Below are 11,582 nucleotides of genomic sequence, written 5' to 3' on the forward strand. Positions count from 1 at the left end.
GGTCGCGGCGGCGGCGCGTTCCGAACCGGCCCGGGTGGGCGGGTTGGACTCGATGAGCATCGCCGGCACGATCAGCGCGAGCGCCGCGCCGACCGCCACGGTCCGCCGGCCGCCGGGCACCAGCGCGGTGACGCGGGCCTGGGCGGGGGTGAGCACGGCGGGGCGTTCGGGCCGCGCCGCGGTGTGCTCCGCGATCAACTCGTCCAGCTCGGCCACCACCGCGGCGCGCTGCTCGATCGCGTCGGCGAACGCCAGCGTGAGCGTGAACCGGAAGTCGGCCGCCGCGCCGGTGGGCAGCAGCAACCCGGAGGTACGCCGCCGGTCCAGCACCTGGATCAGGGTGACCGGCGCGCCGGGGTCGTGGGACAGGCCGGTCATCCGTCCGTACGCCCAGTCGCGCCGGCCGCGTCCGCCGAGCAGCACGAGGCGCCGGTTGGTGAGCACGGCGAGCCCGGCGTCGACCACCTTGACGCCCTCGGGGCGGCGGGGGCGCAGCGCCGGCGGGTCGGGGTCGACTGTCAGTTCGGGGGCCGGCAGCACGGCGGTGTGCCGGACCTCGACCAGTTGCGCGGCCGGGAGCGTCCAGAAGACCACCTCGCCGGGGGCCAGCTCCATCGGCAGGCCGACGCCCGCCTGGGCCGAGCCGTGGAAGGACACCGCGAGCGTACGCAGGCGGCGCAGCTCGTCGTCGCGGCGTCGCCACGCCTCGTCGGCGGCGCGGAAGGCCCGCTGCCGACGCTCGTTCTGCCGGTGCGCCCACCGGTACCGCCATGTGGAACCCGTCGAATCAGTCTTCGCCACGCCGACTCCTCCGCCGCGCGAGCCCACCAATCGGGGTGTCATTCATGTCAACGACGCGGGATGGGTACCAAGACACGCGAAAGTCGCCAATTAGACCGATCGGCTGATTGACCTACACAATCGGCGGAAACTCTCGCGTCGATTCACGTTCCGTGGCACCGGCTCCCGGCGGTCCCGCTTCGTCATGCGCGCGCGTGGACACGTCGGTAACGTCAGCCGCAACGGCGGGGCGGCGCGCGGCCCCCGGGCGGCGAGGAGGTGCACCGGTGGGCGACCCGGCCGTGGTGGTGGGAGTGGACATCGGCACCACCAGTTCCAAGGCCGTCGCGTTCGACACCACCGGCCGGCAACTGGCCAGCCACTCGATCGGCTACCCGCTGGAGGAACCGAACCCGGGCTGGGCCGAGCAGGATCCGGACCTCATCTATCAAGCCGTGCTCGGCGTGATCCGCGCGGTCGTGGACGAGCTGCGCGTACCGGTGGCCGGCCTGTCGTTCAGCACCGCCATGCACAGCCTGATCGGGCTGGACGCCGACGGCACCCCGCTGACCCCGTCGATCACCTGGGCCGACTCCCGCGCGAGCGCGCAGGCCGAACGCCTGCGGGCCGCGCCGTCCGGGCTCGCCCTGCACCGGCGCACCGGCACCCCCGTCCACCCGATGGCGCCGCTGCCCAAGCTGGTGTGGTTCGCCGAGCAGGAACCGAAACTGCACGAGCGGGTCGCGCACTGGGTCGGCATCAAGGATCTGGTGCTGCGGCGACTCGCCGACGCGCTCGTCACCGACCACTCGGTCGCGTCCGCCACCGGCCTGATGGACATCCACCGGCTGGCCTGGGACACCGAGGCGCTGCGCATCGCCGGCATCACCGAGGAACAGCTCCCCCAGCTCGTCCCCACCACCCACGTGCTGCCCGGGCTCACCCCCGAGGCGGCCCACGCCACCGGGCTGCCGGTGGACACCCCGCTGGTGGTGGGCGCCGGGGACGGGCCGCTGGCGAACCTCGGCCTCGGCGCGGTCCGCCCCGGCGTGGTGGCCTGCTCGATCGGCACCAGCGGCGCGATGCGGGTGATGGTGGAACGCCCCGGCGTGGACCCGCTCGGCGGCGTGTTCTGCTACGCGCTCACCGAGGACCGCTGGGTGGTCGGGGGCGCCATCAACAACGGCGGGATCGTCCTCCAGTGGGCGAACGACGCGCTCGCTCCCGAGCTGGGCGAGCACGCCGAGGAGGAGCTGCTCGACCTGGCCGCCACCGCGCCGGTCGGCTCCGGCGGGCTGATCATGCTGCCGTACCTGCTGAGCGAGCGGGCGCCGCACTGGAGCGCGCTGCCCCGCGGCGCGTACGTGGGGCTGACCCACGGCCACGGCCGGCCGCACCTGGTCCGGGCCGCGCTGGAGGGCGTCTGCCAGCAGCTCGCCCTGGTCCTCGCCTCGGTCCGGGCCGCCGGGAACGAGGTACGCGAGGTCCGTGCCAGCGGCGGCTTCGCCCGCAGCGCGCTGTGGCGGCAGATCCTCGCCGACGCGCTCGGCATGCCGGTGCGGTTCCCCGCCGGGCACGAGGGGTCCGGCTTCGGCGCGGCGCTGCTCGGCATGCAGGCGCTCGGCCTCATCGAATCGATCGAGGTCGCCGCCGACCTGGTCCGGATCGAGGAGACGGTCCGCCCGGACCCCGCCTCCGCCGCCACGTACGCGGCGCTGCTCCCCCTCTTCTCCGAGCTGTACGACGCCCTCGTACCCACGTTCGCGTCGCTGCGGCGGATGGCACCGAGCCTGCCGCCGGAACCACCACCCACCGCACCACCCCGCTGACCGACCGAAGGGCGTGATAGCCGTGGTCACACTGCTCGCCGCACCCGCGGAACCGCTCACGAACGCCGGTGACACCCAGCTCGTCCTCGCGGCCCTGCTCGGCATCGCCGCGGTGGTGCTGCTCATCGCGTGGGGGAAGGTGCACCCGTTCCTCGCGCTGATCCTCGGCGCGGCGGTCCTCGGCGTGGTCGCCGCCGTACCCGTCGACAAGATCGTCACGTCGTTCAGCGGCGGCGTCGGCTCCACCGTCGGCGGGGTGGGTCTGCTGATCGCGCTCGGCGCGATGATCGGCGGCCTGCTGGCCGAGTCCGGCGGCGCGGACGGCATCGTGGAACGGGTGGTCGGCCGGGTCTCCGGGACCGCGCTGCCCTGGGCGATGGCCGGTGTGGCCGCGCTCATCGGCCTGCCGCTGTTCTTCGAGGTCGGCGTGGTCCTGCTGGTGCCGATCGTGCTGCTCGTCTCGCTGCGGGTGAACGTGCCGCTGATGAAGATCGGCATTCCCGCGCTCGCCGGCCTGTCGGTGCTGCACGGCCTGGTGCCGCCGCACCCCGGCCCGCTGGTGGCGATCGACGCGCTCGGCGCCAACCTGGGTCAGACGCTCGCCCTGGGCCTGCTGGTGGCGATCCCCACGGTGATCATCGCCGGTCCGGTCTTCGGCAACATCATCGCTCGGTACGTGCCGGCCACCGCACCGGCCGAGCTGCTGCCGACCCGGCGCGACACCGACGACCGCAGCCCCACCCGGCCCGGTGACGGACGGCTCGACGCCGACGGCGACCTGGTCACCGAGGACGACCTGGTCAACCCGGGCACCGGACGGCCCGGCGGCGCGATCGACGAGCCGGCCGGACGGCGCTCGCGCCGCGCTCCGGCGCTCTGGGCGGCGGTGGTGACCGTGCTGCTGCCGGTGGTGCTGATGCTGCTGCGGGCGATCGGCGAGCTGACCCTCGGCGAGGACACCACCGGCCGCAAGGCGCTGGACATCGTCGGCACCCCGATCATCGCCCTGCTCGCAGGCGTCATCTTCGCCATGATCTTCCTGGGCTACCGGTCCGGCTTCAGCCGTACCCAGGTCTCCGGTTTCCTCGGCGGCTCGCTGCCGCCGATCGCCGGCATCCTGCTGATCGTCGCCGCCGGTGGCGGCTTCAAGCAGGTGCTCGTCGACGCCGGCGTGGGCGACCTGGTCGCGAACGCCGCCGACGGCGCGAACCTGTCGCCACTGCTGCTCGGCTGGCTGGTGGCGGTCGGCATCCGGGTCGCCACCGGCTCGGCCACCGTCGCCACCATCACCGCCGCCGGCATCGTCGCGCCGCTGGCCGACACGCTCGCCGGCCCCGAGGTGGCGTTGCTGGCGCTGGCCATCGGCTGCGGGTCGCTGTTCTTCTCCCACGTCAACGACGCCGGCTTCTGGCTGGTGAAGGAGTACTTCGGGTTGACCGTCGGGCAGACCATCAAGAGCTGGTCGGTGATGGAGACCATCATCTCGGTGGTCGGCTTCCTCGGCGTCCTGCTGCTCGACGTCTTCGTCTAGCGACGGTCAGGGAGCCTCGACGCCGGAGATGCGGAACTTGTGCACCTCGGCGCCGAGGATCTCCGTCACCTGCTCGGCCTCCGGGCCGGAACCCCGGAACGCCAGCAACTGCTCGTCGGACTCCCACCGCTCGTAGACGTTGATCCGGCCCGGCTCGACCAGGTCGGCGCTGACCGCGAAGTCCACGCAGCCGGGCGCGGCCCGGGCCGCGCGGACGGCGGCCTCGCAGGACGCCAGGTAGGCGTCCCGCCGGGCCGGATCGACGTAGAGGGTGCCGGCGACGATGAGCATGCCGGCCATCCTGCCACGGACCCCCGTCAGGACCGGGTGATCGCGTTGGCGTGGATCGCCTCGTTCAGGTAAGCGGCCATCCCGGGCCGCAGCGCCTCGAAGTACGCGGTGAACCGCGGGTCCGCCACGTACATGTCGGCCAGGCCGGTGTGGATCTCGTACGAGCAGTCGTACCACCACTTCGTGATGAGCTGCCGGTGCTCCTCGGCCAGCGCCATCGCCTCCGGGCCGTCAGCCGGCGCGCCCGAGTCCATGAGCGCGGCGAACCGCCGCCCCCAGTCATCGTTCTCCGCCTTGTTGCGCAGCCAGTCCTCCTTCGAGTAGCGGCCCGCGCGTTCCTGCGACTGCCGGTACGCCTCGGTGCCGCCCCAGCGCTGCTCGACCTCCTCGGCGTGCTCGTCCGGGTCGAAGTCCCCGAACACCTCGAACCGCTCCTCCGGCGTCAACTGGATCCCCAACGTCCTCGCCTCCATCGCGTGTTCGATCGCCGCGACCATCTCCTGGAGCTTTCCGATCCGCCCGGACAGCAGCTCGTGCTGCCGGCGCAGGTGCGCCACCGGGTCGGAGTCCGGATCGTCCAGGATCGCGGCGATCTCCTCCAGCGGGAACCCCAGCTCGCGGTAGTACCGGATGAGCTGCAACCGGTCCAGGTCGGCCTCGTCGTAGCGGCGGTAGCCCGCCGGCGTACGCCCGCTGGGCCGCAGCAGCCCGATCTCGTCGTAGTGGTGCAGCGTCCGGACCGTCACCCGGGCCGCCCGCGCCACCTGTCCCACCGTGTACGGCATGGTTCCCTCCCTTCCGCCACAAAGACTCCCGCCTTCCGCTGCGTGAGGGTCAAGCCGGAAACACGACGACGCCCCCGACCATGATCGGCCAGGGGCGTCGCCGGTGCGGTCAGTTGGTGATCTTCTCCTTCTCCGGGGCGGCGAAGGTCGCGTTTGCGGGAGTGCGGAAGGCGTGCACCAGACCGGCGATCGAGAGCAGCAGGAGCAGGCCCGCGCCGAGGTACATGGCCAGGGCGCCCTGCTCGGCCTTACGGCCGAACTCGCTGAAGCCGTACGAGGTGAGCAGCAGGCCGCGCAGCGTCTCGCCCTTGAACACGGTCTCCCGCTGGGCGCTCACCTCGGCGAGCTGCTTCTGCAGTTCGGCCAGGTTGGCGGCGTTGCTCTGCTCGGCCTGGGCCACCTGCTCGCGCAGCGCGCTCTGCGGCTCGCCCAGGTCGGCGTAGGTCTTGCCACCTGCCATGTTCTTCAGGTGCAGGCCGATGTACTCGTTGGCGTAGCACTCGGCCTGCTTGCCGGTGGTCATCTTCTGGCCGGCGTACTCGCGCAGGCAGTCCGACTTCTTCTCCTCGTCCGACAGCTTGTCCGCCGGGGTGAAGGTGATGTGCTGCGCGCCGAGCTGGTCGCGTACGTAGTCGTTGGCGAAGTTGGCGTTCGTCGTCAGGACGACGCCGACGACGAGCAGCAGGACCGCCAGGCCCAGCCCACCGATGCTGAACAGCAGATCGAGCGTCCGTCGCTTCATATCAAGCTCCCGTGTGGAGGGTGTGTTCGTCTTGTTGACGAGAACCATCATGGCGGTGGCGGACCGCCGGTGAGCAGGGTCGAATCCCCTGTCCCGTCCGGGACCTTCGGCCCCCGTCGACCCGGGCCGGTCAGCGCTCGGCGCCGGCCCCGGACAACGCGGGAAGCAGATCGGGCAGGGCGGCCGGACGGCCGTACCGCCAGCCCTGGCCCTGCCGGCAGCCGATCGCGGTGACCGCCGCGTGCTGCGCGACGGTCTCCACACCCTCGGCCACCACGGCCAGGTCGAACGCGCCGGCCAGCCGGTTCACCATCTCGACTGTGGCGTACGCGCGGGCGTCACCGGCGTCCAGCCGGGACACGAACGATCTGTCGATCTTCAGCTCGGTGGCCGGGATGCGGTGCAGGTAGCTCAGCGACGAGTACCCGGTGCCGAAGTCGTCGATGGCGATACGGATGCCGAGGTCGCGCAGCTGGGACAGCCGGTCGAGCACCGACTCGCTGCCCTCGATCAGCGCCGACTCGGTGAGTTCCAGGGTGAGTGCGCGGGGCGGCAGACCGGCCGCGCCGACCGCGCCGGTGACGGTGGCGATCAGGTCGGGCCGGCACAGGTGGGCGGCAGCGATGTTCACCGCCACCGTCACGTCCGGCGCGTGCTGGCGCCAGGTGGCCGCCGCCCGGCACGCCTCGTGGATGACCCACCTGTCGATGGCCACGATCAGCCCGGTCTCCTCGGCCAGCGGCAGGAACCGCGCCGGGGTCAGCACGCCCAGCCGGGGATGCCGCCAGCGCACCAGCGCCTCCGCGCTGCGTACCGTGCCGGTGTCCAGGTCGACGATCGGCTGGAACTCCATCAGCAACTGGCCCTCGTCCACGGCCCGGCGCAGGTCGGCGATCAGTTCGGCCCGGCTGACCGCCGACTCGCGCAGCTCCGGCGTGCACGTGCGGTAGGCGGCCTTGCCGGCGGCCTTCGCCGCGTACATGGCGATGTCGGCGTCGCGGAGCAGGTCGGTGTGCGAGGCGTGCTGCGGCCCGTACTCCGCGATGCCGATGCTCGCCGACGGGTGGACGCCGAGGTCCTCCTCGCCCGGCAGCGGTTCCAGCGCGGCCAGCAGCCGGACCGCGAGCCGCTCGGGGGACACCTGACGTTCCCCGGCGACCAGCACGGCGAACTCGTCACCGCCGAGCCGGGCGATCATCCCGTCCGGGCCGACCGCGTCCCGCATGCGCTCCGCGGTGACGGTGAGTAGCCGGTCCCCGGCGGCGTGCCCGAACCTGTCGTTCACCTGCTTGAAGCCGTCCAGGTCGAGCAGCACCACGGCGACCGGGCCGTCGGCGCGCAACGCCCGGCGCAGCCGCCGGACGAACGTCAGCCGGTTCGGCAGGCCGGTGAGCTGGTCGGAGTACGCGAGCCGGCGCAGCCGGCCGACCAGCCGCAGGTTCTCGTTCGCGGCCAGCCCCTGGCGCAGCGCCAGCACCCCGAGCAGGCCCATCATGCCGATGAAGACCACCTGCGGGGTCTGGCCGCTGGGCTGCCGGGACAGCAGGACCGCGACGATCGCGCCGCCCACCGGCAGGTACGGCAACGCGACCCGCCACCACGGCGGCAGCGGCGAGTCGACCACGTCGTCCTCGCCGTCCCCGTCGGACGGAGGCGGATAGCGGGTGGCCAGGCCGACCAGCAGGTAGCTCAGCGGCCAGCAGACGTCGACCGGGTGCCCGGGCGTGTAGTCGCCGCGTGCGACGAGCGAGACGTAGACGGCGTCCGCGCCGGACCGGATCGCCAGACCAGCCCCGATCACTGTCAGCGCCCGCCACATCGGCCGGCCCGGACCGGCCACCGCGACCAGGATGGTGAGCTGCATCAGGTCGAACATCGGGTAGAGCAGCCCGAACGTCCGCATCGGATCGGCCAGCTCGGCGTCGGTGATCCGGTGGAACACCACCACCCAGCCGATCGGGATGAGGGCCAGCCCGACGATCACCCCGTCGAGCAGGGTGCGGGCCCGGCCGATCAGGCTGCGCGGGCCCGTGCGGGAGCACAGCAGCGCACCGGTGCCGGTGACGATGCCGGCGGCGAACAGGCCCGCCACCAGTGGGGTGTGGGGCAGGCCGAGCCCGCCGAGCCGTTCCCCGGTCCACACCGCGCGGCCGAGCGCGGCGAGCATCATGGTGGCGGAGAGCAGTTGCCAGAACCGGCGCAACGTGGCCGGCTGGCGTCGCGCCGCACCGACGCAGAGCACCGCCGCCCAGCTCGACACCGCCATCGCGCCGACGTCGCTCACCAGCGCCGCGCCGGGCAGCCGGGCGGCCAGCCAGGCCATCTCCCCGAGTACGACGACGACGGCCGCGGCAAGTCCGACACGGCCGACGAGCGGATGACGGGCCGGCGCCGCCGCGGCGAGGCTCACGTCGTGCTGGGATACAACGATGCGCTCCGGCTCTCTTCCAGACGTGCACCCTCGACGACGAGGACCGGACGACGGACGGCGCAAGCCTAGCCAGCGCCGGGGACTGCCGCCAGAGTCAACGACTGTCGGTCAGCGGACCGCAGGCGGGTGCCGGTAGAGGGAGACCAGCACGCCGTAGCGCGGCTGCCCCGACGGCGCCTCCTCCGCCTCGCCGACCAGTTCGTCCAGCGTGGATCGCAGGCGCTGGGCCTGGGCCGGCGTGAGCCGCACGTGCCGCAGGTGCACGAGCGGGTCGGGATCACCGGCGAGTTCCTCGGCGTACGCCCCGAGCAGCGCGGCGGTGGCACTCGCGTCGGTGTCGGCCCCGACGAGGCGGCGGAACGTGCGTTCGTGGTAGCGCTCGGTGCCGCCCCGGACCTGACGGCTGTGCGCCGGGCGGACCATGCCGGCCTCGGTCAGCACCGCCAGGTGGTGGGCCACAGTGCCCTTCGCCGCGCCGAGGCGGGCGGCGAGCCGGCTGAGCGTGGCGGGACCAGCCCCGAGCGCGAACAGCAGCCGGTGCCGGAACGGGTGGGCCAGCGCCTTGAACTGGGCCGGGTCGCGGATCTCCAGCGGATCGTCGGTCACCGCGAAAGCGTCTAGTTCTCTTGACGCTTTGTCAACCGGCTGCTCTACTTCTCCCCCACCACGAGAACGGGGACTCGATGGATCCGGACCAGATCACCGCCATCGTCGAACGAGCCGCCGCCCTGGTCGCCGACGAGTACGTCCTGCCCGACGTCGCCGACCAGATCGCCGGCCACCTGCGCGAGCGCCTGCACGCCGGGGCGTACGCCGAGGCGGGCGACGCCGCCACGCTCGGCGCGCTCGTCACTGCCGACCTCCAATCGGCGAACCGCGACCTGCACCTGCGGCTCAAGCACCACGACCAGCCGCTGTCCGACGAGGCCGACGACCCGACCGGGGAACACTTCGCGCGCCTCGCCGCGCTCGGCATGGGCGGCGTGACCCGGGTGCAACGGCTACCGGGAAACGTCGGGCTGCTGGAGATCAAGCCGTACGTGTTCCCGCCCGACCTGGCCGGCGACGCGCTGACCGCCGCGCTGCGGCTGCTCGCCGGCACCGACGCGCTCCTGCTCGACCTGCGTGGCACCGAGGGCGGCAGCCCGGACGGGGTGGCGCTGCTCTGCGGCTGGTTCTTCGCCGAACCGACGCACCTGCACACCATGCACGAACGCTCCGGTACCACCCGCCAGTTCTGGACCGCCGCCTGGCTGCCGGTCCCCCGCTACGCGCCGGAGAAGCCGGTCCACGTGCTCACCGGTCCGGCGACGTTCTCCGGCGGCGAGGAACTGGCGTACGACCTTCAGCAGTTCGGCCGGGCCACAGTGGTCGGTGAGCCGACCCGGGGCGGCGCGCACCCCCGGGTCGGGCACCGGCTGCACCCGCACCTGGAACTCACGGTGCCGGTGGCCCGGCCCGTGCACGCGGTCAGCGGCACCAACTGGGAGGGCTGCGGCGTCACCCCGGACCTGGCGAGCCCGGCCGACGGGGCACGCGACGTCGCGTACCGGCGGAGCCTGGAGGCGCTGCTGGCGGCGGACCCGGACCGGCCGACGGCGGCCGAGGCGCGGACGGCCCTCGCCGCCCTGGGCTGAGCCGCGCGGGTCAGGACCAGTCCTCCGCCGGGGCCGGATCCTGCGGCGCGGCGGCAGTGCCCGGCGGTCCGCCATGCGTCCACGGCGTCTCCTCCGGCGCCGGGAACACGCCACCCGGCAGGAAACCGTCGGACAGGCCGGTCAGGCAGATCCGCTCGCCCACCTCGGGCACGCTGCCGGGCGGCGCGGACAGCCCCCGGCCCATCCCCCCGGACAGCTCCAGCACCACCTCGGTCTTGCCGTCGCCGCCGGGCGTCACGAATACGACCTTCGCCTTCTGCCCCGGACGGGCCGGCGAGTACAGCGTCGCGCCCACCGGCATCGGCACCGGCTCGGTGGTGACCACCTGGATACGCGGACGCAGCACCGGCCGCTTGCCGGAGTCGTCCACCCGCGCCGGATCGGCCAGCGTCACCTCGCCGACGAACGCCTCACCGGACAGCCGGTGCTCGGCCATCACCAGCGGATCGTCGTAGGCGCGCTGCACCGCCCACGCCGTCGACGCCCGTTCCAGCCGCTGCAACCGCAGCGCCGCCGCCACCGCGCCGTCGCGCCGCGGCTGCGGGCCGCCCCCGGCGTCGACGTGCTCGGCGTGCGCGGTGAACGCGTCCCGGTCACCGGCCCACCGGCCGGCCACCCGCGCGCCGGCCGGCAGCGTCCGCAGCAGCCCGACGCCGCGCCACATCAGCTCCCAGGTGGGCGCGAGCTGGTCGCGCAGCAGACCGGCGAGCTCGTCGTACGCGGCCGCGCGCGCCGCCGGATCGTCCTCGGCCCGGGTGTACGTCTCGATCGCCGGGGCGAGCCGGCGGTTGTCGAAGTCCGGGTCGGTGGCCGGCCCGGCCGGCGGGCAGTGTTCCGGATCCTCGGCGCGGGCCGCCGCCTCGGCGCCGGTCAGCCCGGCCGGCGGGTCCAGCCAGCCCAGCACCGCCGGCAGGTGCAGATCCTCCACCACGCTCTGCCCGGTCGCCCAGTGCAGCGCCAGCGCGTCGGTGAGCGCCAGCAACGCCGACGAGCCGGGCTGCTCGGCACGCTCGGCGAAGAACGTCAACCAGCGGCCCAGCAGCGGCACCGACTGATGCACCGGATAGTCGCCGTCGGTACGGCGGAACCGGGTGGAGCGGCCGAACAGCCGCAGGAACGTGATCCCGGCCGGGTTCGGCACCAGCAGTTGCGGCGCGTCCACGTACCGGTGCCGGACGTCGCGGCCCCGGTCCACCGGCACCGCCTCGGTCAGGTCACGGAACTCGTCCAGGTACGGCAGCACGATCGCGGCCAGCTCGGCGGCGAACGCGAACCGCTGGTCCCGGTTGCGCGGCTGCGGCACCACCAGCAGCCGGGCCTCGTCGGGCGCGGCGCCGACCATCGCCGCCAGCGGGGCGTTCGCCTCACCTGCGAGCGCGAGCGGCACCAGCACCAGCGGCCGCTCGGACAGGTGCAGGTGGCGGACGGTGGCCACCGGCTGGGCCCGCCCGGTGGCGACCGCCTGCGCCCGGGCGAGCGCGCGCAGCGTACTCACGCGGTCTGTCCTTCGAGAGCGTCGGCGCGCAGGCGCGCGG

Annotated in this window: 10 protein-coding genes; 3 read left to right on the forward strand and 7 right to left on the reverse strand. The window is 73.5% G+C overall.

The window, feature by feature from the left end:
- The coding region (locus tag ACPCK6_RS28115; RefSeq protein WP_423482700.1) for a hypothetical protein at nt 1-801 on the reverse strand (801 nt) is incomplete at its 3' end.
- Nucleotides 802-1,067: 266 nt separating this feature from the next.
- Between ACPCK6_RS28115 and ACPCK6_RS28120 the strand changes: the two genes are divergently transcribed.
- Nucleotides 1,068-2,609, forward strand: a complete 1,542-nt coding sequence (locus ACPCK6_RS28120) for a gluconokinase (RefSeq protein WP_423482701.1) — start codon at nt 1,068-1,070, stop codon at nt 2,607-2,609.
- A gap of 22 nt (nt 2,610-2,631) precedes the next feature.
- Nucleotides 2,632-4,140: a GntT/GntP/DsdX family permease gene (locus ACPCK6_RS28125; RefSeq protein WP_423482702.1), complete on the forward strand. Its 1,509-nt coding sequence runs from the start codon at nt 2,632-2,634 to the stop codon at nt 4,138-4,140.
- A 6-nt stretch (nt 4,141-4,146) separates the two neighbouring features.
- Here ACPCK6_RS28125 and ACPCK6_RS28130 read toward each other — a convergent pair whose 3' ends face one another.
- From ACPCK6_RS28130 to ACPCK6_RS28150, 5 genes are all read right to left on the reverse strand, one after another.
- Nucleotides 4,147-4,431 (reverse strand): putative quinol monooxygenase, encoded by a 285-nt coding sequence (locus ACPCK6_RS28130; RefSeq protein WP_091418876.1) that lies wholly within the window; start codon nt 4,429-4,431, stop codon nt 4,147-4,149.
- 26 nt (nt 4,432-4,457) lie between these two features.
- Nucleotides 4,458-5,216, reverse strand: coding sequence for a MerR family transcriptional regulator (locus tag ACPCK6_RS28135; RefSeq protein WP_423482703.1), 759 nt, complete (start codon nt 5,214-5,216; stop codon nt 4,458-4,460).
- Nucleotides 5,217-5,325: 109 nt separating this feature from the next.
- Nucleotides 5,326-5,958, reverse strand: a complete 633-nt coding sequence (locus ACPCK6_RS28140; protein WP_423482704.1) for a hypothetical protein — start codon at nt 5,956-5,958, stop codon at nt 5,326-5,328.
- Between the two features lie 130 nt (nt 5,959-6,088).
- Nucleotides 6,089-8,368 (reverse strand): putative bifunctional diguanylate cyclase/phosphodiesterase, encoded by a 2,280-nt coding sequence (locus tag ACPCK6_RS28145; protein ID WP_423482705.1) that lies wholly within the window; start codon nt 8,366-8,368, stop codon nt 6,089-6,091.
- Nucleotides 8,369-8,497: 129 nt separating this feature from the next.
- Nucleotides 8,498-8,995: an ArsR/SmtB family transcription factor gene (locus ACPCK6_RS28150; protein ID WP_423482706.1), complete on the reverse strand. Its 498-nt coding sequence runs from the start codon at nt 8,993-8,995 to the stop codon at nt 8,498-8,500.
- A gap of 77 nt (nt 8,996-9,072) precedes the next feature.
- On the opposite strand from ACPCK6_RS28150, the gene ACPCK6_RS28155 reads away from it, so the two are divergent.
- Complete coding sequence (locus ACPCK6_RS28155) at nt 9,073-10,026, forward strand: S41 family peptidase (RefSeq protein WP_423482707.1); 954 nt, start codon at nt 9,073-9,075, stop codon at nt 10,024-10,026.
- A 10-nt stretch (nt 10,027-10,036) separates the two neighbouring features.
- On the opposite strand, the gene ACPCK6_RS28160 is transcribed toward ACPCK6_RS28155, so the two are convergent.
- Nucleotides 10,037-11,542, reverse strand: a complete 1,506-nt coding sequence (locus tag ACPCK6_RS28160; RefSeq protein WP_423482708.1) for a hypothetical protein — start codon at nt 11,540-11,542, stop codon at nt 10,037-10,039.
- Between the last annotated feature and the right edge of the window lie 40 nt (nt 11,543-11,582).

The sequence above is a fragment of the Micromonospora sp. AB353 genome (assembly GCF_049538395.1).
GTDB classification, from domain to species: Bacteria; Actinomycetota; Actinomycetes; order Mycobacteriales; family Micromonosporaceae; genus Micromonospora; species Micromonospora aurantiaca.